Origin of the sequence: Pseudotamlana haliotis (genome assembly GCF_008806375.1) — a bacterium.
GTDB classification, from domain to species: domain Bacteria; phylum Bacteroidota; class Bacteroidia; order Flavobacteriales; family Flavobacteriaceae; genus Pseudotamlana; species Pseudotamlana haliotis.
Map to the genome: position 1 here is coordinate 106,692 of NZ_WAAT01000041.1, position 25,980 is coordinate 132,671.

The 25,980-nt window shown below is 36.0% G+C and carries 24 protein-coding genes; 6 read left to right on the forward strand and 18 right to left on the reverse strand.

Features of this window, described 5'->3' with window-relative positions; translation table 11 throughout:
- Nucleotides 1-532 precede the first annotated feature (532 nt).
- The 3 genes from F6U93_RS08060 to F6U93_RS08070 all read right to left on the reverse strand — a co-directional run bounded on the left by F6U93_RS08060 (nt 533) and on the right by F6U93_RS08070 (nt 2,596).
- Nucleotides 533-928, reverse strand: coding sequence for a hypothetical protein (locus F6U93_RS08060; protein WP_150938617.1), 396 nt, complete (start codon nt 926-928; stop codon nt 533-535).
- Nucleotides 929-1,056: 128 nt separating this feature from the next.
- Nucleotides 1,057-2,076 (reverse strand): phenylalanine--tRNA ligase subunit alpha, encoded by a 1,020-nt coding sequence (gene pheS / locus F6U93_RS08065; protein WP_150938619.1) that lies wholly within the window; start codon nt 2,074-2,076, stop codon nt 1,057-1,059.
- A gap of 163 nt (nt 2,077-2,239) precedes the next feature.
- The gene (locus F6U93_RS08070; RefSeq protein ID WP_150938622.1) at nt 2,240-2,596 is read right to left on the reverse strand and encodes a hypothetical protein; all 357 of its coding nucleotides are present in this window, start codon (nt 2,594-2,596) and stop codon (nt 2,240-2,242) included.
- Nucleotides 2,597-2,751: 155 nt separating this feature from the next.
- Here F6U93_RS08070 and F6U93_RS08075 point away from each other — a divergent pair, with 155 nt between their 5' ends.
- Entirely contained in the window at nt 2,752-3,306 is a 555-nt protein-coding gene (locus tag F6U93_RS08075) for a CvpA family protein (protein WP_150938624.1), read from the forward strand.
- A 280-nt stretch (nt 3,307-3,586) separates the two neighbouring features.
- Here the strand turns inward: F6U93_RS08075 and F6U93_RS08080 are convergent, their stop codons facing one another.
- The 11 genes from F6U93_RS08080 to F6U93_RS08130 all read right to left on the reverse strand — a co-directional run bounded on the left by F6U93_RS08080 (nt 3,587) and on the right by F6U93_RS08130 (nt 15,638).
- Nucleotides 3,587-4,213, reverse strand: coding sequence for a carbonic anhydrase family protein (locus tag F6U93_RS08080; protein ID WP_150938626.1), 627 nt, complete (start codon nt 4,211-4,213; stop codon nt 3,587-3,589).
- An 82-nt stretch (nt 4,214-4,295) separates the two neighbouring features.
- Complete coding sequence (locus tag F6U93_RS08085; RefSeq protein ID WP_150938627.1) at nt 4,296-5,888, reverse strand: SulP family inorganic anion transporter; 1,593 nt, start codon at nt 5,886-5,888, stop codon at nt 4,296-4,298.
- Nucleotides 5,889-5,980: 92 nt separating this feature from the next.
- Nucleotides 5,981-6,277, reverse strand: a complete 297-nt coding sequence (locus F6U93_RS08090; RefSeq protein WP_150938629.1) for a hypothetical protein — start codon at nt 6,275-6,277, stop codon at nt 5,981-5,983.
- Nucleotides 6,278-6,332: 55 nt separating this feature from the next.
- Nucleotides 6,333-7,091, reverse strand: coding sequence for a tetratricopeptide repeat protein (locus tag F6U93_RS08095; protein WP_150938631.1), 759 nt, complete (start codon nt 7,089-7,091; stop codon nt 6,333-6,335).
- Between the two features lies 1 nt (nt 7,092).
- On the reverse strand, nt 7,093-8,871 hold the full coding sequence (locus tag F6U93_RS08100; RefSeq protein ID WP_150938633.1) for a BatD family protein: 1,779 nt from the start codon (nt 8,869-8,871) through the stop codon (nt 7,093-7,095).
- Between the two features lie 79 nt (nt 8,872-8,950).
- Nucleotides 8,951-9,802 (reverse strand): tetratricopeptide repeat protein, encoded by an 852-nt coding sequence (locus F6U93_RS08105; protein ID WP_150938635.1) that lies wholly within the window; start codon nt 9,800-9,802, stop codon nt 8,951-8,953.
- Between the two features lie 77 nt (nt 9,803-9,879).
- Nucleotides 9,880-10,917 carry a VWA domain-containing protein gene (locus F6U93_RS08110; protein ID WP_150938637.1) on the reverse strand — a complete coding sequence of 346 codons (1,038 nt, stop codon included), beginning with the start codon at nt 10,915-10,917 and terminating at the stop codon, nt 9,880-9,882.
- Nucleotides 10,918-10,994: 77 nt separating this feature from the next.
- The gene (locus F6U93_RS08115; RefSeq protein WP_150938639.1) at nt 10,995-11,999 is read right to left on the reverse strand and encodes a vWA domain-containing protein; all 1,005 of its coding nucleotides are present in this window, start codon (nt 11,997-11,999) and stop codon (nt 10,995-10,997) included.
- On the reverse strand, nt 11,999-13,648 hold the full coding sequence (locus F6U93_RS08120; RefSeq protein ID WP_225312620.1) for a BatD family protein: 1,650 nt from the start codon (nt 13,646-13,648) through the stop codon (nt 11,999-12,001). Before F6U93_RS08120 ends, F6U93_RS08115 begins: the two co-directional genes overlap by 1 nt.
- 44 nt (nt 13,649-13,692) lie before the next feature.
- On the reverse strand, nt 13,693-14,559 hold the full coding sequence (locus F6U93_RS08125; protein WP_150938643.1) for a DUF58 domain-containing protein: 867 nt from the start codon (nt 14,557-14,559) through the stop codon (nt 13,693-13,695).
- Nucleotides 14,560-14,636: 77 nt separating this feature from the next.
- Nucleotides 14,637-15,638: an AAA family ATPase gene (locus F6U93_RS08130; protein WP_150938699.1), complete on the reverse strand. Its 1,002-nt coding sequence runs from the start codon at nt 15,636-15,638 to the stop codon at nt 14,637-14,639.
- 290 nt (nt 15,639-15,928) lie between these two features.
- Between F6U93_RS08130 and F6U93_RS08135 the strand changes: the two genes are divergently transcribed.
- Complete coding sequence (locus F6U93_RS08135) at nt 15,929-16,681, forward strand: SDR family NAD(P)-dependent oxidoreductase (protein ID WP_150938645.1); 753 nt, start codon at nt 15,929-15,931, stop codon at nt 16,679-16,681.
- A 42-nt stretch (nt 16,682-16,723) separates the two neighbouring features.
- Nucleotides 16,724-17,857: an ATP-binding protein gene (locus F6U93_RS08140; RefSeq protein WP_150938647.1), complete on the forward strand. Its 1,134-nt coding sequence runs from the start codon at nt 16,724-16,726 to the stop codon at nt 17,855-17,857.
- A gap of 240 nt (nt 17,858-18,097) precedes the next feature.
- Here the strand turns inward: F6U93_RS08140 and F6U93_RS08145 are convergent, their stop codons facing one another.
- From F6U93_RS08145 to F6U93_RS08160, 4 genes are all read right to left on the reverse strand, one after another.
- Entirely contained in the window at nt 18,098-18,559 is a 462-nt protein-coding gene (locus tag F6U93_RS08145) for a hemerythrin domain-containing protein (protein ID WP_150938649.1), read from the reverse strand.
- Between the two features lie 204 nt (nt 18,560-18,763).
- A complete protein-coding gene (locus F6U93_RS08150) occupies nt 18,764-20,722 on the reverse strand; it encodes a YgiQ family radical SAM protein (protein ID WP_150938651.1) in 1,959 nt (652 codons plus the stop codon).
- 135 nt (nt 20,723-20,857) lie between these two features.
- A complete protein-coding gene (locus F6U93_RS08155; protein WP_150938653.1) occupies nt 20,858-22,027 on the reverse strand; it encodes a lipase family protein in 1,170 nt (389 codons plus the stop codon).
- A 275-nt stretch (nt 22,028-22,302) separates the two neighbouring features.
- On the reverse strand, nt 22,303-23,934 hold the full coding sequence (locus F6U93_RS08160; protein WP_150938655.1) for an ABC-F family ATP-binding cassette domain-containing protein: 1,632 nt from the start codon (nt 23,932-23,934) through the stop codon (nt 22,303-22,305).
- A gap of 222 nt (nt 23,935-24,156) precedes the next feature.
- Between F6U93_RS08160 and rplM the strand changes: the two genes are divergently transcribed.
- From rplM to rpsB, 3 genes are all read left to right on the forward strand, one after another.
- Entirely contained in the window at nt 24,157-24,612 is a 456-nt protein-coding gene (gene rplM, locus F6U93_RS08165; protein WP_150938658.1) for a 50S ribosomal protein L13, read from the forward strand.
- On the forward strand, nt 24,612-24,998 hold the full coding sequence (gene rpsI, locus F6U93_RS08170) for a 30S ribosomal protein S9 (RefSeq protein ID WP_067145102.1): 387 nt from the start codon (nt 24,612-24,614) through the stop codon (nt 24,996-24,998). The genes rplM and rpsI overlap by 1 nt, the downstream gene beginning before the upstream one ends.
- Nucleotides 24,999-25,201: 203 nt before the next feature.
- Entirely contained in the window at nt 25,202-25,978 is a 777-nt protein-coding gene (gene rpsB, locus F6U93_RS08175) for a 30S ribosomal protein S2 (protein ID WP_150938660.1), read from the forward strand.
- Nucleotides 25,979-25,980 lie beyond the last annotated feature (2 nt).

A 25,980-nucleotide genomic window follows, 5' to 3' on the forward strand; every position in this document is an offset into this window, starting at 1 on the left:
AAAAGGATGCCGCTGCAATCCCTAACGCGACATCAATACTCCAAAAGAACTTTTCAACTAAAAGTAAAAATTCATATTAGAAGTTAAATATTAGATATTAAAAGGTTTAAAAACTTCTCGACTCCGCTCGAAGACCATTACGAAACATCACGGATACCAGTGTTCCAGAGGAGTCGAGAACAATTATTAAACACATAAACGATTCGACGTATAAACAGTACTCCTCAATAATCAATAAAAATTATCAATATTTAAGCGGATTACTACATTCAATAATCCTTCTCGACTCCGCTCGAAGACCACTACGAAACATCACAGATACTGGTGTTCGAGCGGAGTCGAGAACAATTAAACACATAAACAATTATTGGGCTCCTGCATGAACTTTAACGCCAATCCTAATAATCAATAACGAATAATCAATAATCAACCCACTAGCTTCAGATGCTTCTCGCCTCCGCTCGAAGACCACTATGAAACATCACCAATACCGGTGTTCGAGCGGAGTCGAGAACAGTTAAAAACAAAAACCCTATTTCACCAATACCCCTTTTTCAGACATTAAAGGCAACTGTTGTAATGCTTTTAAATTAACCGTGTTTTTTCTAAACAAATAGGTTTTATCAAACATTTGGTTACCTTCAAAAAAGGTCACTTTAAAGGTATTATTTATTGCAAATAAATCTTCTTGCATGAGCTCTATTTTAGCATAGCTTTTCTTTGGAAGCACATCAATTTTCTTTCTAAAAATAGAAGTCATTTTATCTTCAGAATATCCGCCAGTTACTATAAGCACCATTTCTAAATCAACGTCTTTATCATTAATAATATAGGCGTTCCAATCTTGGCTCTTATAAATGTCGTTATACTCATTTACTATGGCAATATAAACGCCTTCAACCTTTGGTATGATGATATCTTCTTTCATGCTACAAAAATAATAAATTCTCTTAAAGCCTTAAGTTTTTTAGAAATTTCTAATATGTAAAAACAAGGTCATAAAAACATAAAAAGCCGACTACATAGAGCCGGCTTTAAACTAATTTTTTAAATATATTATAAGGCGCTTTTAAACTGCTCTAAAAAACGCACATCGTTTTCACTTAATAATCTAATATCGCCAATTTGATGTAATAACATCGCAATACGGTCAATACCTACTCCAAAAGCAAAACCAGAATATTCTTGAGTATCAATATTACAGTTTTCTAGAACATTAGGATCTACCATACCACAGCCACCAATTTCTAACCAACCAGTACCTTTGGTGATTTTATAATCGGTTTCGGTCTCTAAGCCCCAATACACATCAATTTCGGCACTAGGCTCTGTAAATGGAAAGTATGACGGACGTAGACGAATTTTACTTTTTCCGAACATTTCGGTTGTAAAATGCTGAAGGGTTTGTTTTAAATCTGCAAAACTCACATCTTTATCAATATACAAACCTTCTACTTGATGGAAAAAACAGTGTGAACGGGCTGAAATTGCCTCATTTCTATACACACGACCTGGAGAAATAGTACGTATAGGTGGTTGATTATTTTCCATGTAACGCACCTGTACTGAACTGGTGTGTGTACGCAATAAAATATCTGGATTCGTTTGAATAAAAAAGGTATCCTGCATATCACGTGCTGGGTGATACTCAGGTAAATTTAATGCCGTGAAGTTATGCCAATCGTCTTCAATTTCTGGACCTTCACTCACGTTGAATCCGATACGTGAAAAGATTTCGATAATTTGATTTTTTACAATTGAAATCGGGTGACGCGCTCCAATATGGATAGGCTCCCCCGGACGTGATAAATCACCGTAAACGCCCTTAACTTCTTCCTTAGACTCTAAGGCGTCTTTGAGTTCGTTTACTTTTTCTTCGGCTGTTTTTTTAAGCTTATTTATGGTTTGACCAAATTCTTTCTTTTGATCGTTAGCCACATTTTTAAACTCAGCAAAAAAGTCATTTAACAATCCTTTTTTACCTAGGTATTTTATACGAAAAGCTTCTACTTCTTCTTTGCTTTTTGCTTCAAAAGCTTCGGCTTCAGCGATCAAGTCTTTTATCTTATCTATCATAACGTCATTTCAAAAATGAATGCAAATTTACTATTTTTTCGCGATTTGCGTTAGGGATTGCAGAGGAAATCCATTTGGAGAGGTACCAATCAAAAGATTGTATCTTTTCGACTCCGCTCAAGATAAACTCACAGCCCGACCTTTAGCTAACGCCCAAAATATTTTAATGAATATATTCGGTTTCTAAAAAGTAGTTTACAATGGCTTCTTTCATTAAAACACTTTGCTCACCGGCTTTTAAATGCGGTAGGTTTTCGAGTGTTTTGTAATGTGGCCAACCCTCATCATCTACAAAATCGAGTTCGTAGTAACCGTAAGGCACCAGAAGTTTGCAAATGGCAATATGCATCAAATCTAACTTTTGATCTTTTTTAAAGGCTCTATCGAGCTGCCCCAGTTCTTGTACCCCAATTAAATATATAATAGCATCAAGATCCATAGGGTCGCCATCGGCAAATTGATCTGATAGTTTTGTTACCACCAAATCCCATCGTGTTTTTAATTCTTCGTCTCTAGACATCTATTTTTTGTTTAAAAACCGCAAAACTGTACTATTTAGACGTTTTGAAGCTATTTTAATTTGGGCACCAAAGTTACGGAATGAGGAGGTCACTTGAAGTATCTTAGCTGAAAAAGGGCGAAATTTATTATATATTTACAGAAAGATTAACAATTATGGGTGTTATTGATATTGTTTTAGGGGCTTTAATTTTATTTGGCTTAGTTCGCGGGTTTATGAAAGGCCTTTTTGTGGAAGTCGCTTCATTGGTTGCGCTTATTGCGGGTGTTTACGGGGCCATTCATTTTAGTAATTTTGCTGCCGATTTTTTACAAGACAAAACCAACTGGGAAGAACAAACCATTAATATAGCTGCTTTTGCAATTACTTTTGTTATCATCGTTTTAGCGATAGGCCTTGCAGGAAAAGCATTAACCAAACTTGCTGATTTTGCCGCCTTAGGCATTATTAACAAATTACTTGGGGCAATTTTTGGCGCTCTAAAAATTGCTTTAATTTTAAGTATTATTCTGAATATTTTTGACCGCATGAACAACACCATCACTTTTCTTGATGAAGAAACGGTAGCTAGCTCTATTTTATACGAACCCGTAAAATCTATAGTGCCATTAATTTACCCAAGTATTATGGCTGAAACCGAAAAATTAAAGGAAGACGAGAACCCTGAAAGGGGAAAAGAAAAAATATCTATTTTTAAAGATGAAGCTTAGACCATTTCTGCTTTTATTTTATGGTAAAAGAAAATGATGGTTTTTGTTTTATAGAAAACATAAAAATAAAGCATAGCCATAGCTACGGTTTCTTTTTATGTTGCACTAGAAAGCAAAATGGCGCATTTTATTGGCGGAAATTAAGAGTATAAATGGTCTTAGGCATAAAAAAAGCCAACACGCGATGTGTTGACTTTTTTTATGCTATTAATTAATCAAAGGGACTGATTGTATAAATATGATCTATACAGACCCCTATGAATATTAAATCTAAGATTTTTTAATAAAAATCTACAGCTCCTGTACTTACGTTGTACATGGCACCAACGATTTTAATCTCTCCTGCCTTTTCCATTTCAGATAAAACTGGACTTTCGGCGTGAATTCTATCAATCGTTAACTCCACATTCTTTTTAGCGACTTCGTTAACGAAATCGATGTTCTTAGAGGTTCTTTCACTTTCATCTTTAGGCTCTACAACACCATTAACAGCAGGCTTGATTTTCTCTAACATTGCTGTCAAGTTTCCTAGTTCTGCGTTATCACAAGCTCCTTTTACAGCGCCACAGCTTGTGTGTCCTAACACAACAATAACTCTGGTTCCTGCTAATTTACAAGCAAACTCCATACTTCCTAAAATATCTTCGTTTACGAAGTTCCCAGCGATTCTAACACTAAATATATCTCCTAATCCTTGGTCAAAAACCAATTCGGCAGACACACGTGAATCGATACAACTTAAAATAGTTGCAAAAGGAAATTGCCCGGCGCTAGTATCGTTAACTTGTTCTAATAAATTTCTATTGGCTTTTAAATTATTTTGAAATCTTACATTCCCTTCTTGTAGAAAATTTAATGCTTTCTCAGGAGTCAATGTTGCTTGTGTTTCTTTAGTATGTGCTTTCATAATATTATCTTTTTAATACTGATTTCATCGGGTTTAATATCTTCTAAGACTGTTACTTAAACCGTGAAATCTATTTTTTGTTTTAACTTAAACTAATCTTTGATTTAGGCTTACTACGGAAAAATTCAAAATAACTTTCTGGATTTTCAACAACACCACGTTTTGAAACGAGCTTAATATCAATATTACGCTCTTTGGCTTTCGTAGAAAAATCATCAAGAATTTCGATAATATCATTATCTAAATACCTTGTTTTCATAAGGTTTAGTTCTAAATACGTTTCATTAGGTAAGCTGTCTAGTTCTTTTAAAATAGCACCTTTATTAAAAAAGGTAACTTCTTCAGCTAAAGTCATGCTAATTATGTGTTTACCATTACTTTTATCTTCAATATGAAGGAAGTGTGAGTTTTGGTAACTCTTTAGTAGAATAACTACAACACCCACTAAAAGCCCTAAACTAATACCTACTAATAAATCAGTAAATACAATACCTACAACAGTAACTATAAACGGTACAAACTGTTTCCAACCTAATTTATACATTTTAAAAAATAAAGCAGGTTTCGCCAATTTATAGCCTACAACAAATAAAATAGCTGCAAGTACAGATAAAGGAATTTTATTAAGTAAGGTTGGTATCAATACTACCGAAATTAACAGTAAGAAACCGTGAATGATTGTCGATAATTTTGTTTTACCTCCAGATTGAATATTAGCTGAACTTCGTACAATCACCTGAGTAATTGGCAAACCACCAACTAAACCTGAAACGATATTACCAGCACCTTGAGCTAATAACTCACGATTGGTAGGGGTTACATTTTTGTCTGGATCTAATTTATCTGTAGCTTCTACACTCAATAAAGTTTCTAAACTTGCTACTAAAGCAATGGTAAAGGCCACAACCCAAACATCAACACTAGTAATAGCTCCAAAATTAGGAAAACTAAATTGCCCAATGAAAGAATCTAAATCTTCTGGAATCGGCACACTTACTAAGTGCGTGCTTTCAATTGCAAGTGATCCACTAGTACCAAAAATTGAATAAAAGACAATACCTAAAACAACAGCAATTAAAGGCCCTTGAATCACTGTAAAAAACTTTGCTTTTTTAGCTAAAATATTATCCCAAAACAAAATTACTGCTAAACCAATAACACCAATAACTAGTGATCCAATAATAAGGTTATCAAATATATTAAAAATGGCCGAAAACGTATTCTCGCCTGAAGCTTCTAAAAAACTATCTGCCCCTTCTGGCTCGGCATCATATCCAAAAAAGTGTGGAATTTGCTTCAAAATAATGATGATACCAATACCGGTAAGCATGCCCTTAATTACTGAAGATGGGAAATAGTACCCAATAACTCCAGCCTTAAGTACCCCAAAAATAATTTGAATAATACCTGCTAAAACAACAGCTACTAAGAAATTTTCATAACCACCTAAAGTTCCAATGGCGGTTAAAACAATGGCAGCCAATCCAGCTGCTGGTCCACTAACACCTAATTTAGAACCACTAAGGGCTCCAACTACAACACCACCAATAATACCAGCAATTACACCAGAAAATAAAGGTGCTCCACTGGCTAAAGCGATTCCTAAACATAATGGTAACGCAACAAAAAACACGACTACACTCGATGGCAAGTCATTTTTTAAATATTTAAACATACTATAATAAATTTTACTTAAGACCTTTCTATACGGCTTAAGTTGTTAAAAATAATGAGACTATATCACTAGTCTGTTAACGAAAAATTATACTATGTAAAATCGGGTGGCGGGGAAACTAAATTGCGGTGTGGTATGGTGTACGTTTTAAATACATACCCCGTGATATTTTCATGATTACTTAAAAAGAAGTTTGACTCATGATTTAAATCGCTAAGAACAACGATTTCTTTATTCACATTTTTTGGAGTACCATTCTCTTCTTCTTCAGCAAAAGAGTAGAAAAAGGAAATATCAATGGTGTCATCTACCATTTTGAGTATTGTTGGTGCCGCAATAAACGCCAAAAATATCATGGATAAAATTATAGAAACAAAATGTCTTGACATTAACCTTTAAATTAAGGTACCAAATATAAAAAATATTCTTGCAGCATCACAGCATTTAAATATCCTTTAACATTTTAATATCATCAGTAAGTACCCAACCTGTTTTACCATCGGTCAACTTAATTTTTTGCCAATCGTCATAAGATTCTATGACCTGAACTTTGGTACCTTCATGAAGTCTAAAAGCTTCTTCACTTTTAGCATTTGGGGTGCTTTTCACCTTACTTTCTTGCACAAAAACAATAGCCGGATTATCCTTTTTACCTAAGTTGTATTTATGGAACGCTAAAGTCAGGGTCACGCAAATCATCGCTAAAACCGTTAAACTCCCAACAAAGGTTAAACGCTTTTGTGTTGTAGCATATGAAAAATGATAAACCAAGAATAAAATCACAAAAACGAACATCAAACAAACTGCCGTTATCGCCCACCCATCAAAAGTCATCTTATTGGTAAGATTATTGATGAATTTAGATAAGCCCGCTTCTGGCACCTTATCAATAGCATCAACAGTCATGTTTTCAGCGTAAGCTAAATTATTTTTAACATCGCTATCATTCGGGTTTAAAAGCAATGCTTTTTCATAATAGTAAATACTTGGCGCGATATTATTCAACTTGTAATTGGCATTTGCCAGGTTAAAGTATAAATCTGCTGAATGTACACCGCTTTCTAAAATCGCTTGATAGTTATCAATAGCTTCAGCATATTTTCCGTCGTTGTAAAAACGATTGGCTTTTTCAAACAAGGCGTCATTTTGAGCAAAAACGCCAAAAGTGAGCAAAAACGCCATAAAATAAAGTATAGTTTTCATCTTAACGTGCTTGTTTATCAATTAGAGAAATGGTTGCCCCGGCCTTTTCAAAATCCTCTTGCATGGTGGCAATATCAATTGGGGTATAACGTGCCAATTCACAACGTTCAATTAAGCTTATAAAATCAGTAATTACAACCTCATCAACTTGTTTTCCTTTGAGTAAATCAATGATTTTTTCCTTACTCATATCGCTCGTTTCAATATGCAACTTTGCTTTCAGGTAGTTGTGTAAAGCTTTCTCTAAGGCAATATAAAAGGCTTCTTTCTGACCTAGAGATTTCTTAGCGTGCCCTAAATACTTTTTAACCAACTTATTGGCTTTTCTAATTTTATTTCCTGAAACATCGGCATCACGATCGGCCTTTTTATTACGAATCACAATGGCTAACGGAATGGCCAATAGCGGCAATAATAACAAACTCCAAAACAAATTGGTTTTGAAGAAGTAACTCTGTTTAATCGTACTAAAATCTGTTTGCGTTTTAATAAAAGCAAAGTGATCGGTGTTTGAAACCACTTCTTGCTTGTTTACCGCTGAATCGCGATTATTTTCAGCATTTGCTGAATGACTTGCGGGTCCGTTTAAAACATCAATTAAAATTTCTTCAGAAGACAAACGCTTATACTGCTTCGTTTTTAGGTCAAAGTAGGAAAATGATATGCTCGGTATAGGGTACTTTCCTTTGTACTGCGGTACAATGGTATAACTATCGGTGATACTTCCTTTCATTCCCGATAAGGTCGTTCGTACCTTTTCATCATGCTCGGGCTCATAAACCTCCAAAGAACTTGGTAAGGTTACTTTTGGTAGCTTAAATAATTTTAAATTTCCAGTACCTTCTACCGAAATATTTAACTGTAAAGATTCGGTAGCATCCAGTGCTGTTTTAGAAGCTTGAACATCAAAATCAAAAGTTCCAACAGCACCTGTAAAATCTAGAGGCTTTCCGGCTTCAGGAAGTGCTTTCACATTAATAGTTTTTCGCCCTGCCGAAATCGTTCTATTTACACGAGACATTACAACCCCACCAAAAATATCACGACGGTTGGTTGGTACACGTAACGCTAAATCTAAACTTAAAGGTTCTATGTCTAACTTACCCGTTTTTTGCGGATAAAGCACCGCTTTTTTATAAACTAAAAAACGATAATCTTCACCGTTATATTTCCCATTTTGAACCTTTTCATTTTGAGTATTAATAATCTGGCTCCAAAAATCGTTATATCGTGGTGAATCAATTTCATTAATGTGATCGGCACCGATAGTAGGCGAAATATAAAGCTTATACACCACCGTAATCGCTTCGTTTAAGTACGGATTGGTATTAGAAATTTCAGCAACCAAATGCACACCTTCTGAAGCCACGTACGATGGATCATTTGGATCCTTAGGAATGTCTACAGCTGCAGTGACCTGTATCTTTTTAGGTGTCGTTTTATAGGTGTTCCCTTCAATCACTATAGAGGCTTGCGAAATAGTGAATGTGCCTCGTTTTTTCGGTGCCAAAAAATAACTATAGGTTTTTTTATAAGTACGTTTTCCATTAATCCAAGAGTTGCTCACCGACTGGTTTGGACCGCCAACAACGGTAAAGTTTGAGAAATCTGGTGGTGTAAAATGATCACCATCACGATTCATCTCAAAATCAACACGCAAACGTTCATTAATCCCTAACTTTTGCTTGCTTGTTTTCATCACAAACTCAAGGTCTTGTCCAGAAGCGATACTAGCTGAACACACAATTAGTAATATGAATATGTTTTTTATAAACTGCATATTAGACTTTAATTATTAACGCTAATCCTGATTTACTTTTAAAATTTACGCTTTCGCGGAATTGAAAATCGGCACTAAACTACCAATCTTTCTCCGATTTTATTTTAACCCCTTTTTGTTTTTCGGCATTAATTTTTTCTTGAACCTCCTGTTCTTGATTATCCATAGCCTCTAACAAACTTTTAATTTGCTGTGGTGATAATTGTCCGGGTTGCGGCTGAGGCTTTGCTTGATCCTCTTCCTGATCTTTACCTTGCTCGTTTTTATCATCTTCTGGCTTGCCTTCATCATCCTCTTCATCTTCGCCGTCTTGTTTATCTTCGTTTTCGTCTTCCCCTTCTTCCTGATCCTGGTTTTCGTCTTCGTTTTCGCCTTCCTGATCTTTGTTATCCTCGTTTTCCTGATTCTCTTGATCGTCCTGGTTTTCTTGATCATCCTGATTTTCGTCGTTCTGATCTTGGTTTTGGTCCTTTTGCTCTTCAGCACAAACCTTAGCTACAGCAAGATTATAACGGGTTTCATCATCTGAAGGGTCATTTCTTAAAGCACTTTTATAAGCTTCAACAGCTTCTTTACATTTTTCATTCTGCATTAAAACATTCCCAATATTATGAAAAGCTCTATGCTTCTCGTCTTTAGATGTCGCTTTCTTAGCAGCCTGTTCCAAACGAAATAGGGCTTCGTCAAAATTTTCGGTTTTAATGTAGGCATTGGCCAGATTATAAGCACCCGCGACTGAAGTTTCTTGTTCTGAAATTGCTTTACGGTAAGCCATTTCAGCAGCAACAAAATCTTCAGATTCGGCTAGGTCATTGCCTTCATACACGAAATTGTTCGCTTTTTTTGCAGCCAACAATTGGGCTTCATCTTCTTCTTGCGAAAATCCAAAAAGCGTGATAAATAGTACTAAGCCTGTTATTATTTGTTTCATTGTTACACTTTTATTTTAATTATAAAACCGGTGTATCTGTATTTATTTCTAGTCTTCCAGAATCGCTTTCGCGGAAATTAAAGGTTTTCATTAAATAAGTTTAATTTCTTTAGCCAACCTGTTTTTCTTTCTAACAAGAAAATATCTAATAGTAAAAAGAAAATTCCGAAGCCTAAAAACCACTGAAACTGGTCTTTGAAATCAGCAAACTGCTTGGCTTCAAATTCAGTTTTGTCCATCGCGTTTAAAATCTCACGAATTTCTTCAACTACCGCATTGGTATTTCTTCCGTTAATATAAACCCCATCACCTGCATCGGCAATAGCTTTAAGCGTGTCTTCATTCAATTTCGTGATAACCGTTTCGCCTTGGTTGTCTTTTTTATAATTTAAAACTACACCATTACGTTTCTCAGGAATCGGGCCACCCTTCACATCACCAACACCAATTGTAAAGATGCGAATACCTTCTTCACTGGCTTCTTCAGCAACGGCCTCTGAAGCTTCACTGTGATCTTCACCATCAGAAATAATAATTAAAACACGATTGGTTTGCTCGGCATTATCAAAATAGGTTTTTGATAAATTAATAGCTTCATTAATAGCGGTTCCTTGAGAAGATAACATATCAGTATTCATGCCTTGTAAAAACATTTTTGCCGAAGCATAATCTGTTGTAATAGGCAATTGCGGAAAAGCTTTTCCCGCGTAAGCAATAATACCAATACGGTCACTAGCTAAGTTATTGATGATTTGCGTCACCAGCTGTTTCGATTTATCTAAACGGTTTGGTGCGATGTCTTCGGCTAGCATACTTTTAGAGACATCAACCGCAAAAACTATATCAACACCTTCACGCTTTACGGTTTCTAGTTTGGTACCCACTTTAGGGTTCACCAAAGCCAAGGCTAAACAAGCAAAAGCTAAACTTAAAACCACTACTTTTAAAACACCTTTAAACACTGAACGGTTCGGACTCAACCTTTTCAGGGCTTTTTTATCAGCAAATTTATTTTGCGCTTTATACCTCCAAAATTGAAGCACCAAAAAGAGGAGGATTATCACAGGAATAATACCTAACGCCCAAAACCATATTTTTTCTTCTAATTGATACATTAAATTTGTTTAATTATTTTTCGTGGACTTGTTTATATAACGTACCACAAATGCACTAATAACTCTTTTACATCATGCTATACAAAACTTCTAAAAACCGTAAAACGTAGCAATAGTTCTATAAGCAATAATAAGCCTGCCAATAGTACTAACGGACGATATAATTCTTGATAGTTATAGAACTTAAATTCTTCTACATCAGTTTTTTCTAACTTGTTGATTTCATCATAAATCGCTTCGAGCTTTTCATTATTAGTCGCTCTAAAGTATTTTCCGCCGGTCACCTCAGCAATTTCTTTTAACAAGACCTCATCAATTTCAACTTGTACTCTGCCATATTGAAAATTTCCGTTAGGTAAAATGGCCACAGGCGATAAAGCCATACCATTCGTTCCTAAGCCAATGGTATAGGTTTTTATACCATATTCTACAGCCAATTCACTGGCTATTTTAGGATCAATAAAACCTGAATTGTTAACCCCGTCGGTTAATAAAATAATCACTTTACTCTTCGCCTTACTATCTTTTAACCGGTTTACCGAAGTGGCCAAGCCCATGCCTATAGCCGTTCCTCCTTCAATAATGTTATTATACTTGATACTTTCTAAAGAACGGAGTACAATGGCTTTATCGCTCGTTATTGGTGTTTTTGTATAACTCTCACCAGCGTACTCAACTAAACCAATTCTATCGTTAGGTCTTCCTTTAATGAAATCGGCTGCCACATCTTTTAAAGCCTCCAAACGGTTCGGCTTTAAATCTTTGGCCAACATACTTCCAGAAACGTCTATTGCCATAACAATATCTATACCACGCGTGGTTTTTGTTCTGGATGACACATCTACAGATCGCGGTCTTGCCAAAGCAGTGATTAAAAAGGCTAAGGCTAATAAGCGTAAAACGAACATCAAGTGCCTTAATTTTGGCAACCAAGAATTGGTCAACTGAAAACCTTTTAAGCTTGACATTTTTAATTCTGCCGTTTGCTTATTGTTTTTAAACACATACCACAAAATAGCTAGTGGTAGCAACAGTAACAACCAGAAAAACTCTTTATTTAAAAACTCTGCACCTTCAAACATTATTCTTCTGCCTCTTTAAGTTCAACTGAATTTAAAATACGTGTCACCATTTGTTCGGCGTAAACATCCTGTTCTTTATGGAAAATCATAATTTGTTGTACGACACTCTCAGACGCGAAGCCCAACATCACATACTTGCCTTTTTCAAAGTTTTCAGTGCCTTGGATTGGCATATCCATGGTTCCGAAAACCTTAACCCCTTCGGCACCATTTGGCGTCACGAATTCTTCATTTTTAGTAATGATATTTTGAGCACCAGCAGCTTCAAACATTTTCAGGCTTGCCCCTAATGATTTATTAATATCTATTTGCGGTTTAGCTTGTCCTTGAGTTTGCTGCTGTTCTTGACCCGGACTATTTAGTGTGGTTGTAGCCACAACCAATTGGAATCCGTCAATTAAACTCCCATAACTAAACTGCGTTAATTTCATTTGTTGAGCGGCAGCCTCAGGTAATTCAGGCGTTGTACGTTTTAAAACTTTAGGTGTAGAAATCGTTACAGGCGGAATCCCATATTGACTAGTCACCCACTCACCATCTAAAAGTTCTTTACTATCGTGACCCATGATAGTATCTTTAACATAACTGAACCCATATTTTAAGGAAAGCCCAGTAAACGTCGCTAAAAGTAAAAAGACACTAATACCAACTGTTAGCCATATTTTTTTACGTTGCTTTTTGCGTTCTTGCTCTTCTCTGTATTGTTCATCCAGAAGTTTTTCTTCTTCCGAAGGTTCAGGCAATGCTTCTTTAACGTGATCTATTTCCACATCAATAGTCTTTCTATCGAGCTTCGCCAACTCAATATCTGGAGCAGATTTAGCGAATTTTACTAAATCGGCACGTTTTAAGATGCTTTCTAATTTTTTAATATCATCCTGACTTAAATCAACCTGATTACCGGCCTTAAGCAAATTTAAATGACTAATAAGTTCATCGGTAGTACTTTCTAAAGCACGGTCGTAAACTTTCTCATCTAAATACTTTCTAATAATGAAGGTTAAATCAGAATAATAATCCTTAAGGTTTTCATGTTCCAAGTAGTGACTTTCATCTAAAGTTTGCAAGGCTAATTTCGCACGATCATACGGTGGTAGTAAGGCTATTTTTTCGTCTTCGGTTAATGGTTTTTGTCTCCAAATAAACCAATACAATAAAAAGCCAATGAGTGCGATAACTAATAACCCAATAAGCACCGGCTTCCACCAGTTGCTTCCGCTTTTTTCAACGGCCATTATAGGTTTATAATCAAAAAGCCCTTGAGTGGTATCAATAGCTACATTGTGGATTTCAACCTGAACTGAATCGGTCATGAAAGTTTTATCACCGATGATAATTTTTTGCCTCGGAATGTTATATTTCCCAGAATCAAACTGTGTTAAACCGTATTTTTTAATGAGGTTGAACTTATCTTTATTCTTTAAAGTATCAATATCATAAGATGCTATCAATTCCAGTGGCGCAAAAGTTTGGCCTTCCGGAAAAACCACTAAATCGGTAGAATCTGTTTCCACCTGAATATGATAAGTGATTTGCGCACCTATTTTAACCGATGTAGAATCTACCGTCGATTTCACCTGTGCATTTAAGGACAAAGCAAAAAGCAAAAAAGTGCCAAAAAACAACAGTTGTTGTCTTTTGAACGACATTTTAATATTTTTAAAATTTATATCAATCCCTCTATACATGTTAATTATCCTCTTCTTTTAAAATAGCCTAAAAGTTTTTTAACGTAGCTCTCATCAACACGACAATCAATAGTTCCGGCACCAGCTTTGTTAAAACTTTCCTTATAATAATTCACTTTTTCTTGATAGAATTTAGCATAATTACGTCGTACCGTTTTTGAAGATGTGTTCACCAACATGAGCTCATCGGTTTCTTCATCCTGCATTTGAACCATACCAAGATTCGGAATTTCTTCTTCGCGCTTATCGTAAATTCTTATGCCGGTCACATCATGTTTACCAGAAACAATTTTCATGGTTTGATGATAATCATCTGCAATAAAATCACTCAGCACAAACACGATGGCTTTTTTCTTCATGACATTTTGCAGAAACTTTAAAGCTTCGGCAAAATTGGTTTTTTTACTTTCAGGCTCAAACTCAATAAGTTCACGAATAATACGAAGCACGTGAGAGCGTCCTTTTTTAGGCGGAATATAAAGTTCGATCTTATCTGAAAACAAAATCAACCCAATTTTATCGTTATTTTGAGTGGCTGAAAAAGCTAAAGTCGCAGCAATTTCAGTAACCACTTCATTTTTAAACTGATCGGCAGTTCCGAATAATTCAGACCCTGAAACATCAACCATAAGCATCATGGTCAGCTCGCGTTCTTCCTCAAAAACCTTTACATAAGGCTCGTTGTATCGCGCGGTAACGTTCCAATCGATATTACGAACATCATCACCAAATTGATACTGGCGCACCTCACTAAAAGTCATACCACGACCTTTGAAAGTAGAATGGTATTCTCCTCCAAAAATATGATCAGACAGTCGGCGTGTCTTAATCTCAATTTTCCGAACTTTTTTTAGTAATTGTTTAGTATCCAATTGTTGTTGAATCGTTTATTTGTTAAATCGTTTATTTGTGAGCTGTTTAAACGAATAAACAGTTAAACAAATAAACTTTATGGCACTTCTATTTCATTTACAATTTTATTGATGATATCAACCGAAGTGACGTTTTCAGCTTCAGCTTCATAGGTAATCCCGATTCTATGACGTAACACATCATAAACTACGGCACGTACGTCTTCAGGAATCACATAGCCACGACGTTTGATAAACGCGTAACATTTTGCTGCTGTTGCTAGATTGATACTACCACGAGGTGAAGCCCCAAATGAAATTAATGGTTTTAAATCTTCTAATTTATATTTCTCTGGATAACGCGTTGCGAAGATGATATCCAAAATATACTTCTCTATTTTTTCGTCCATGTAAACTTCACGAACTACTTCTTGTGCTTTTAAAATTTGAGACACAGAAACTACAGGACTTACTTTTTCCCAAGAACCTTTTAAGTTTGCTCTCATAATTAATTGCTCATCGGCAATTTTCGGGTAATCAATCACTGTTTTTAGCATAAAACGGTCAACCTGTGCTTCCGGTAAGGGATACGTTCCTTCCTGCTCAACCGGGTTCATGGTTGCCATTACTAAAAACGGCTTATCCAGTTTAAAGGTTTCATCACCAATGGTCACTTGCTTCTCTTGCATCGCCTCTAAAAGTGCCGATTGTACTTTTGCTGGCGCTCTATTGATCTCATCGGCCAATACAAAGTTTGCAAAAATAGGTCCCTTTTTAATAGAAAAATCATTAACCTTCATGTTGTAGATTAATGTTCCTGTAACATCGGCAGGCAATAAATCTGGCGTAAACTGAATTCTACTAAAAGACCCGTCTACCGCCTGAGACAAGGTGTTAATCGCAAGGGTTTTTGCCAATCCTGGCACCCCTTCTAACAAAATATGCCCCTGACCTAACAATCCGATAAGCAAACGCTCCACCATGTGTTTTTGGCCAACAATCACCTTGTTTACCTCACGCATTAGCAAATCAACAAAAGCACTTTCTTTTTCAATTTTTTCATTGATCGACTTAATATCGATTGTACCTGATTCTTCCATCATTTTTAATTTAGTTAAAAGCCCGAATATACTTTCTTTATTTGAAGCCGCAAAATGTTAAAAATTTTACTGTAAACCTGTTAAAAATTGGTTAAAAATATAGATAAACACCAACAAACACAGTATTTAACAAATTATTATTATAAGCTTTTCTTAAATACGAATTTTAGCACTTTTAGTCTCAAATTATTAACTTTCAAAATGTTAATTTTAAAATTAAATGGATTTTAAGTCTACTAAATTTCTTTTAAGTATTTTTAGAGAAATATTGATTTCATATTCCAAAAATCATGACTAAAATCGCCCTTATTACAGGAGCCACTAGCGGCATTGGAGAAGCCACCGCTTATGAGTTTGCCAAGCAAGGCCTTCATTTAATCCTTTGCGGAAGACGTGTAGAACGCCTAAACACCATCAAAGAAGCCTTAGAAAAACTGACCGTAGTACACACGCTAAACTTTGATATCCGCAAAAGACATAAGGTGTTGAAAGCCATAGACTCCCTTCCTGAAAACTTCAAAAACATTGATATTTTAATCAATAATGCTGGAAATGCCCATGGTCTAGACCCCATACAAGATGGTGATATTGACGACTGGGACACCATGATAGACATTAACGTAAAAGGTTTACTTTATGTGAGCAAGGCTATTATTCCGCAGATGACTAAACGCCATTCGGGACATATCATAAACATAGGCTCATCGGCAGGAAAGGAAGTTTACCCAAAGGGCAACGTGTACTGCGCGAGTAAACACGCGGTTTTAGCCATAACTGAAGGCATGCGTTTAGACCTCAACCCCTACGGCATTAAAGTGACTGCCATCAATCCGGGCATGGTAGAAACTGAATTTTCAAAAGTGCGTTTTAAAGGTGACCCTGCAGCCGATTCGGTTTACAAAGGTTTTAAAGCCTTAGAAGCCAAAGATGTGGCTGAGATTATTTACTTTGCAGTTTCGCGACCAGCACATGTGAATATTGCTGATTTATTGGTATTCCCAACAGCACAAGCCAACAGTACAACCGTTCAAAAAGAATTATAAAACGCTAATGACGAGATTCCCGCTTTCGCGGAAATGAAAGCTATGATTAACAAACGCCTACTAATAAAACACCTTTTAGCGCATAATGACGAAAATAGTTTTTACGACAAAAAACGTAAAATCGACATTGGCCAAAAGGAAGGTAAGGCGAAGTTTTTAAAACATGTATGCGCCTTATCAAATAGCAACCCTAAGAACAATTCCTTTATCGTTATTGGTGTTGAAGATGAAGATAATGCCATTATAGGTGTTGATTTTTTTGACGATAGTAAAATTCAGAACCTGGTTAATGCGTATCTAACCCATCCGCCTATAGTCCAATACGAGAACATTCCGTTTCCGCATTTGCCAAATAATAAAGTCGTTGGCTTGGTAACTATTAGGCCTAATGACAAAATCACTTCATTACGCAAGAACATCTGGAAATACTACGGCGGCTCTGTCTTTTTTAGAGATGGTAGCATGAGCATGCCTAAGGTGTTCGATATTGAAATTAAAGATGTTAACTCTCAAATTGTTGCAGCCATTGAAAACAATGCTCAAAATAATATTGAACATACTTTAGACGGGGTATTTGATTTTATGAATAGTCGTATGGATTACAACGCCCAATACAAGGTTTTTAAAGAATACTTTGTAGTGTGTTGGGCCGGACAAAAGAAGATTGTTAAAGATGACATTTACTATTCGCGAGTAGACATTGAACTTATTAACGAACGTGTGCGCTTGTTTTTTTCAGCTTTAGATGAGGTTTCTATTAAAATAGATGAGAATCAATTCAAAATAATTGAATATGTCAACTTAGGGCTCCAAGGCACTAACAGATATTACCCCCTAGAAGAAACACTCATTAAATTTGAAGATAACGCGCAGTATAATATTGAAACCACTTTACTTTTTAAACCACCGGTTTTTGATAAAAAAATTCTACATCACATTTACAACACCAACAATTCCATTGTAAGCAAGCTGAAAAAAGGTATTCCACTAACACCTTCTGAAGAAATTGATTTGAAAAACCTTCCGGAAACCTATCTAATTTGTTTTCTCAATCATTTCAAGAATGCTATTGAAAAGCTTGTAGACGCTAAATTCTATATAAAAAACTACGACCAAGAGACTTATAGACGCTATAAAGAAAGCCTAAGAATTCTAAGGAAGGTGAAATACAATTAACATTTGTTAATAACTTTGAATAAAATTATAGTTAAATGTGAGAAAAAACACTAATTTAGCGCCGCTATTAATCTTTTTAAGATATGACCTTGCTTCTCCCATTTGCTATTTGGATTTGAAGCGAGGTCTTTTTAGTTCTAGATGTTTTTTTTAATTACGCAGAGATTTACAGCGGATTATGCAAAGCAGCACTGAGAAAACATTTCAGACATAGATTCTACCAATTTTCACAGATAAAAATTATTTCCAAAATTCATCAGCGAGATTATCGACAAAATCATGGTCTTGATGAATCCTTTCAATTTCAGCGAACTGAGCTTCAGTAGCTACTTTTTGAATTTCAGGAAACAACACACGCTCTTCAAATCGGATATGATCGTTTACCGCAGTTTCTATTTCATGCAGAGTATTGGTAACATCATCTTGTTTAGAGAATAATTCGATAATGTTTTTATGATCTTCCAAGGCTTTTATCTTTAAATCATGACCATCTTCAAGAAGTGAAAAAACATGCTTTTCTTCGATTTCAAAATGCGGAATCAGGTGGTTTTCAAAAAACCAATCGGCATAAGTTTTAATACGATCTGGAGCCACACCTTTACTAAAACCGGTTTTAATTTTCCAACATAACAGGAGTCCGTGATGATGTTCGCGACTTAAAGGTTGCAAGGCTTGATGACGTTTTAGTGGCTTATTTTCCATTTTTGATGATTTTTATGTTTGGATAATCTAATGAATAAATCATGTCTAATAAAATAGCAACAATACTTCTCGACTCCGCTCGAAGACCCTAAAATATCAACTATAGAGACGCTATTCTAACGTAGTCGAGAACAATTCCGAAGTCGTTGATAGTACACAAAAACAACATCACTTTTAATGTCTTCTCTTTTAAGAAACAAAAATTTATCTACTTCGCCTTTTCTTATTCTTAGACTTAAATTTCGCCTTGTTTTTACGTTGATTGAACGGAATCGCATCATCAAAAGTGTGCTTGGCATCACCTTTGGGTTTATTTTTACGCCATTTATCCTTCTCTGGAAGCAAGACTTTCAATAAATCCTGACGCCCCAATTTATTTAAGGTATTTTTTATCCAAGCTTTATTTTCGTCTTTATACCAAAAGAAAAAACGATGTTGTTCTTCTTTTTCTTTAGCCGAAATAGGCGTTCTTACTTTTTTAAGTGTGTACGGATGGTAGCCACTGTAATAAATAACCGTCGCTACCGTCATAGGTGTTGGTGTAAACCCTTGTACTTGCTCTAACTGAAAGCCCATATCTTTTGTTTCAGCAGCTAAGTTTGCCATATCTTCAGCCTCACAAGCTGGATGATTGGATATAAAGTAAGGTATCAACTGTAACTTTAAACCTTTCTTTATATTAATCTTATCGAAACGCTCCTTAAACTTATGGAAATAAGAAAAAGAAGGTTTTCTCATTAATTTTAAAACCGGATCACTGGTATGTTCTGGCGCTACTTTCAATCGTCCAGAAATGTGCTTGGTCATCACTTCTTCCGTGTAAGCATCTAATTCTTTCGGATCGGCATTTTTATTAAATTCAGGCACCAACATATCGTGTCGGATACCACTTCCTATAAAAGATTTTTTAATTTTCGGGTGACTATCAACCGCCTGATACAACTGCGTTAACGGCTTGTGTGAGGTATCTAAATTACTACAAATCACAGGTGAAATACAAGAAGGCGCCACACATTTATCACAAATAGATTGCACTTTGCCTTGCATTTTGTACATGTTAGCACTTGGCCCACCAATATCTGATAAATACCCTTTAAAATCAGGCATATTGGCCACTTTATCCACTTCACGAAGAACAGATTCCTGACTTCTAGAAGCAATAAATTTCCCTTGGTGTGCAGAAATGGTACAGAAACTACAGCCTCCAAAACACCCACGGTGGATGTTAATAGAAAACTTAATCATTTCAAACGCTGGTATAGGGCCACGTTTGTTATATTTTGGATGTGGTAAACGGGTATAAGGTAATTCAAAAGAGGCATCAATTTCATCCTCGGTCATGGTTGGGTACGGCGGATTAATCATCAAGGTTTTATCACCTATCTTCTGAAAAATACGGCGTGCTGCCAATTTATTACTTTCCTGCTCTATGGTTTTAAAATTAGACGCATAGGCTTTTTTATCCTTTAAACAGATTTCGTGAGATTGAATTTCAACATCTTCCCAGTTGCTGTTCTTCGGAATTTTTTCATCAGGCTTCACTAAAACCGCCGTTTGCTTGATGGTATTGATACTACTAAAAGGCACGCCTTTTTGCATCAATCGCACCACTTCACGCAGAGGCTGTTCACCCATACCGTAAACCAACATATCAGCTTTTGATGTTTCTAAAATAGAAGGCATCAATTTATTACTCCAATAATCGTAGTGGGTTACACGACGCAATGACGCTTCAATTCCTCCAATTAACACCGGAACATTAGGCCACTTTTCTTTTAAAATATTAGAATACACGCTTGTAGCATAATCAGGTCTAAACCCAATATCTCCATTTGGGGTATAAGCATCTTTATCACGACGCTTTTTATTGGCGTTGTAGTTGCTAATCATCGGGTCCATACAGCCACCGGTTACCGCAAAAAATAATTTTGGTGCCCCCAACTTCACAAAATCCTGAAGATTATCACTCACATTAGGTTGCGGCACCACCGCTACACGAAGTCCGTAACTCTCTAAAATACGTCCAATCACAGCAGGGCCAAAGGATGGATGATCCACATAGGCATCTCCACTAAATAGTATCACGTCTAGCGCATCCCAGCCGCGTATTTTTACCTCTTTGTTTGTGGTAGGTAACCAATCTGATAGTTGTAATTCTTGCATAGCGCTGCAAAAATAGTCAAAAAACAACAGGACACCATAACCACAAGGGTTTGATTACCATATATTTAACTAAATTCACTATGTTTTTATATTGAAAAGACACTTTTAGACGCATAAATCTATAGCATACGCCACCTATAAATCGGCAGGCAAATACTTAAGTTCTAAGTTTGAATACTTATTATACTGCCATTTTTTTAAAACCCCAACGTAGTAATTATAAGGTTTATGCTGAAAAAACTTCGTTTCCTTTTTATACCATCTGCCGTTTTCATCTTGAACCAAATCCCCTAACTCTTCTTCAGTGAACCCGGTGACATCAACTTCTATTTTAGGGTAATCAAATTTTGGCAGCTCCTTTCGTTCACCGGTAGGATAATAATTAATATCAGCTACAATTTCTGGCATGGCAATACTTCCGAATTTAAAATCTAGAATTTTATTAATTAAGGCATTACTATTATTAATGTATCCTGTTAACCCTCCTTCAAACAAACGAATAAAGGCATCCTGTCCTAGCTTTTTAGGTTTAAATTCTCTAGTTCCTAAAAGCCAAGACACCACCTTTTCTTTAGTCACTAACTGGGCTTCTTCATAATTAAAAGGCATATATGGCACGGGGTCTTTGGGGTTTATAACAGAAAAACTAGTTCCTGTTTCACTGAATCTAGTGTCGTATTCTTCAGCAAATTCTTTGTTCCCCGACATGGGTTGTGCAAAGGCGTAGGTTTTATAGCGATTGTTTTCAGGCAAAACACCTGCTGGGAGATTCTCGAGATAAGCACGTGTTAAGGTTGCCAAAGCACCTCCTTGACTATGCCCAGTAATGATAATATGGTAAATACCACTTTGGTTGAGTGCCTTAATTTGTTCTATTAAATCTTCAGAAATAATCACCACTGTTAAAGCATAACCTGCATGAACGGCAGCTTTTTCAGCTTCCGCGAATTTATAATTATAGGTTTCCTCATTCAGCATCATACTTCCGCTTGCGGGAATCATGGCCGAATAACAGTTTTCTATCCAACTAATTAATTTTGCTGTAGAACCGCGGTAGTTTATAATACCAATAGAATCATTCTGATAAACTTCAAACTTATTGTCCATACTCATAATATCTGAAGTATGACGCAGTTGAAAACCTTCCGGAATTATAGCCTTATTGCTCTGAAACTGTTCCTTAAAATTAAAACTATTACAAAAAGCAATTGCTGTGACTGCTTCATTTGCATTAAACCCTGCCGTCATTTGCGATGAGACACCAAGGCTATTCAGCAGAAAAACAAAAGCGATGAAAATTCTCATAGTGCTATAACATGCTATTATATTTATTATTGTATTGCTATATTATTACACGGAGATACACAGAGATTTCACAGAGTTACGCTGAAAAATATCAACTCCAAATACGCCTCACTTTTGAATATTAATTTTAGACACAAATTTCACGGATTTGCACAGATTCTGCACGCAAAAATTAGTGATAATTCGTGAAATTCGTGTCAAAAATATAACTTTATTTAGCTCTGAGAAACCTCTGTGAATTTCCGCGTAATTTTACCTGAAACGCTGCTTAACAACTACAAATCTATTGCCTTCAAACTCTCAATTCTATTTCGAACTAAGAAATCATCAATCGTCTCAAAATGCTCTATAACACGTTGGTCTTTAAATTCGAACACCTTATTAGACAAGCCTTGAAGGAAATCCCTATCGTGTGACACCAATATCAACGTGCCATCAAAATCTAGTAAAGCTTCTTTTAAAACATCTTTGGATTTTAAATCTAAGTGATTGGTAGGTTCATCGAGTATGAGCAAGTTCACAGGCTCCAATAACAATTTCACCATGGCCAACCTGGTTTTTTCACCTCCAGAGAGTACGCTTACCTTTTTATCAATAGCGTCTCCTTTAAACATGAAGCGTCCCAGAATATTTTTTATTTGCTTCCTTACATCACCTTGCGCAACTTCATCAACCGTTTGAAAAACCGTTAACGACTCGTCTAACAGTGCAGCTTGATTTTGAGCAAAGTAACCAACTTGCACATTATGACCCAATGCGCATTCACCTTCAACATCAATTTCACCCAAAATGGCTTTAATCATGGTAGATTTCCCTTCACCATTACGCCCAACAAAACACACTTTTTCACCACGTGCAATCGACATACTAGCATCTTTAAATACCACATGGTCTCCGTAAGATTTAGACACGTCTTTTACCGTCACCGGATAATCACCTGAACGCTGGGTTTTAGGGAAACGTAATTTTAAAGCTGAAGTATCAATATCATCAACCTCAATAATTTCTAACTTTTCAAGCATACGTTCGCGAGAATTCACCTGATTGGTTTTAGAATAGGTTCCTTTAAAGCGTTCTATAAAAGCCATATTATCAGCAATAAACTTTTGTTGTTCTTCGTAAGCCTTTATTTGGTGTGCTCTACGGTCTTCACGCAACTGCAAATAATGTGAATAATTAGCTTTGTAATCATATATACGCCCCATAGTCACTTCTATGGTCCTATTAGTAATATTATCAATAAAGGCTTTATCGTGAGAAATCACCACTACGGCATCGGCCTTATTCAATAAAAAATCTTCTAACCAAATTACCGACTCTATATCTATATGATTGGTTGGCTCATCTAAAAGGATTAAATCAGGCTTTTGCAATAAAATTTTAGCCAGTTCGATGCGCATACGCCAGCCCCCACTAAACTCACTAGTTAATCTGGTGAAATCTTCCTGTTTAAAACCGAGTCCCTTTAAAGCCTTTTCAACTTCAGCATCATAATTCACCTCCTCTAAGGCATAATACTTCTCACCCAAATCTGAAACACGTTCAATAAGCTTCATGTAGTCATCAGATTCGTAATCGGTACGCGTTTCTAACTGCTTATTCAGGTCGTCCATCTCTTGGCGCATTTCAAAAACATGACTAAAAGCTTTAGAGGCTTCGTCAAAAACTGTGGCGTTATCTTCCGTTAATAAATGCTGTGGTAAATAAGCGATTACTGCATCCTTTGGAAAACGCACATGCCCTTTGGTAGGGTTCTGTACCCCAGCAATGATTTTCATCATGGTAGATTTACCAGCGCCATTTTTCCCCATAAGGGCAATTTTATCATTACTATTTATGGTAAATGAGACGTCACTAAACAAAGTGTGACCACTAAACTCTACGGCTAAATTATCAACTGAAATCATATTATTGAAATTAAAGCCGCAAATCTAATAAAAGCATTAAACTGACAACCAAATATTTATTGAATTTTAAAGCAGATTTAAGAAACAGGAAAGAAGTGAAATTTTCAGTTAATAACTCAGATTAAAAATAAGTAAGCTCACTATTTGGTAATCAAATATATAATCGTAAATTTGCAAACTCTTTTTAAGAGAGGAATGTTTAATAATTAAAAAATAATTAGTGTGGACACATTAAGCTACAAAACGATTTCAGCCAACAAAGCTACTGTAAACAAACAGTGGGTTGTTGTTGATGCTGAAGGTCAGGCGCTTGGACGTTTAGCTTCTAAAGTTGCAAAACTTTTAAGAGGTAAACACAAGCCAAACTTCACACCTCACGTTGATTGCGGAGATAATGTAATCATTATCAATGCTGAGAAAATCACGTTATCTGGTAACAAATGGAACGATAAAAGTTACATTCGTCACACTGGATACCCAGGTGGACAAAGAAGTTTAACTGCTACAGAATTGTTTGGAAAAGATCCTGCAAGAGTAGTAGAAAAATCAGTAAAAGGAATGTTACCTAAAAACAAATTAGGTGCCGATTTATTCCGTAACCTAACAGTTGTTGTTGGTGAAAAGCATGCACATGCTGCTCAAAAGCCAAAGACAATTAACTTAAACGAATTCAAATAATGGAAGTAATTCACAAAATTGGCCGTAGAAAGACGGCTGTTGCTCGTGCTTATGTTTCTGCGGGAAGCGGTAACATTACGATTAATAAAAAAGACTTAACTAATTACTTTACTACAGCTACTTTACAGTACAAAGTAAAGCAACCTTTAGTTTTGACTAACAATGACAGCAACTTTGATATTACTGTAAATGTATATGGAGGTGGCATTACTGGTCAAGCAGAAGCTGTTCGTTTAGCAATTTCTCGTGCAATGTGCGAGGTTGATGCTGAGAACAGATTAACTTTAAAACCAGAAGGTTTATTAACTAGAGATCCAAGAATGGTAGAGCGTAAGAAATTCGGTCAGAAGAAAGCGCGTAAGAAATTCCAATTCTCGAAACGTTAATATTATCACCCTCAACTCGATTGGGAATGGCCTCATAGCAGTCTCAATCTGGTTGAATTTTAAAAAAATTAAAAACAAGTTATTGTTGTCCTGATTGAAAAACAGGATTTAGTTTAGCATCTAAATGCAGCCGAGCGCCTAAAGCATAAAGCTTACAGCCAACGGAACATTGCTAATTCAACAGAACGTAAACTATCACAAAAATGGCAGTAGAAGTAAAAGAATTACTTGAAGCAGGTGTACACTTCGGTCACCTGACGCGTAAGTGGGATCCAAACATGGCACCTTACGTATATATGGAGCGTAATGGTATCCATATTATAAACTTATACAAAACAGCGGCTAAAATTGAAGAAGCTGGAGCAGCACTTGCTAAAATTGCAGCTTCTGGACGTAAAATTTTATTCGTTGCAACAAAAAAGCAAGCAAAAGATATCGTTGCTGAAAAAGCTGGAGATATTAACATGCCTTACATCACTGAAAGATGGCCAGGCGGAATGTTAACTAACTTTGTTACTATTAGAAAAGCGGTTAAGAAAATGGCTTCTATCGATAGAATGAAGAAAGACGGTACTTTCATGACCTTATCTAAAAAAGAACGTTTACAAGTTGATCGTTTAAGAGCTAAGTTAGAGAAAAACTTAGGTTCTATTACTGATATGACACGTTTACCAGGAGCTTTATTTGTTGTAGATATTAAACGTGAGCACATCGCGATTAAAGAAGCTCAAAAATTAAACATTCCAATTTTTGCAATGGTTGATACCAACTCTGACCCACGTCAAGTTGATTATGTAATCCCTGCAAATGATGACGCTTCTAAATCGATAGATAAAATTTTATCTCACGTAACATCTGCAGTCGCAGGAGGCTTAGCTGAGCGTAAAGCAGAAAAAGATGCAGCAGCTTCAGCAAAGGACGATGCGCCTAAAGCTAAAGCAGCACCTAAAGCAAAAGCAACTGCTGAAGAAGAAGAATAAAT

What these genes read in the sequence shown, in the direction of transcription:
- F6U93_RS08115 (WP_150938639.1), bottom strand. Translation starts at nt 11,999, where the DNA reads ATGTTTGAAGGTGCAGAGTTTTTAAATAAAGAGTTTTTCTGGTTGTTA.
- F6U93_RS08150 (WP_150938651.1), bottom strand. Translation starts at nt 20,722, where the DNA reads ATGCAAGAATTACAACTATCAGATTGGTTACCTACCACAAACAAAGAG.
- pheS (WP_150938619.1), bottom strand. Translation starts at nt 2,076, where the DNA reads ATGATAGATAAGATAAAAGACTTGATCGCTGAAGCCGAAGCTTTTGAA.
- F6U93_RS08120 (WP_225312620.1), bottom strand. Translation starts at nt 13,648, where the DNA reads ATGTCGTTCAAAAGACAACAACTGTTGTTTTTTGGCACTTTTTTGCTT.
- F6U93_RS08090 (WP_150938629.1), bottom strand. Translation starts at nt 6,277, where the DNA reads ATGTCAAGACATTTTGTTTCTATAATTTTATCCATGATATTTTTGGCG.
- F6U93_RS08080 (WP_150938626.1), bottom strand. Translation starts at nt 4,213, where the DNA reads ATGAAAGCACATACTAAAGAAACACAAGCAACATTGACTCCTGAGAAA.
- rpsI (WP_067145102.1), top strand. Translation starts at nt 24,612, where the DNA reads ATGGAAGTAATTCACAAAATTGGCCGTAGAAAGACGGCTGTTGCTCGT.
- F6U93_RS08070 (WP_150938622.1), bottom strand. Translation starts at nt 2,596, where the DNA reads ATGTCTAGAGACGAAGAATTAAAAACACGATGGGATTTGGTGGTAACA.
- F6U93_RS08060 (WP_150938617.1), bottom strand. Translation starts at nt 928, where the DNA reads ATGAAAGAAGATATCATCATACCAAAGGTTGAAGGCGTTTATATTGCC.
- F6U93_RS08130 (WP_150938699.1), bottom strand. Translation starts at nt 15,638, where the DNA reads ATGGAAGAATCAGGTACAATCGATATTAAGTCGATCAATGAAAAAATT.
- F6U93_RS08095 (WP_150938631.1), bottom strand. Translation starts at nt 7,091, where the DNA reads ATGAAAACTATACTTTATTTTATGGCGTTTTTGCTCACTTTTGGCGTT.
- F6U93_RS08110 (WP_150938637.1), bottom strand. Translation starts at nt 10,917, where the DNA reads ATGTATCAATTAGAAGAAAAAATATGGTTTTGGGCGTTAGGTATTATT.
- rpsB (WP_150938660.1), top strand. Translation starts at nt 25,202, where the DNA reads ATGGCAGTAGAAGTAAAAGAATTACTTGAAGCAGGTGTACACTTCGGT.
- F6U93_RS08085 (WP_150938627.1), bottom strand. Translation starts at nt 5,888, where the DNA reads ATGTTTAAATATTTAAAAAATGACTTGCCATCGAGTGTAGTCGTGTTT.
- F6U93_RS08155 (WP_150938653.1), bottom strand. Translation starts at nt 22,027, where the DNA reads ATGAGAATTTTCATCGCTTTTGTTTTTCTGCTGAATAGCCTTGGTGTC.
- F6U93_RS08105 (WP_150938635.1), bottom strand. Translation starts at nt 9,802, where the DNA reads ATGAAACAAATAATAACAGGCTTAGTACTATTTATCACGCTTTTTGGA.
- F6U93_RS08135 (WP_150938645.1), top strand. Translation starts at nt 15,929, where the DNA reads ATGACTAAAATCGCCCTTATTACAGGAGCCACTAGCGGCATTGGAGAA.
- F6U93_RS08145 (WP_150938649.1), bottom strand. Translation starts at nt 18,559, where the DNA reads ATGGAAAATAAGCCACTAAAACGTCATCAAGCCTTGCAACCTTTAAGT.
- F6U93_RS08100 (WP_150938633.1), bottom strand. Translation starts at nt 8,871, where the DNA reads ATGCAGTTTATAAAAAACATATTCATATTACTAATTGTGTGTTCAGCT.
- F6U93_RS08075 (WP_150938624.1), top strand. Translation starts at nt 2,752, where the DNA reads ATGGGTGTTATTGATATTGTTTTAGGGGCTTTAATTTTATTTGGCTTA.
- F6U93_RS08140 (WP_150938647.1), top strand. Translation starts at nt 16,724, where the DNA reads ATGATTAACAAACGCCTACTAATAAAACACCTTTTAGCGCATAATGAC.
- F6U93_RS08160 (WP_150938655.1), bottom strand. Translation starts at nt 23,934, where the DNA reads ATGATTTCAGTTGATAATTTAGCCGTAGAGTTTAGTGGTCACACTTTG.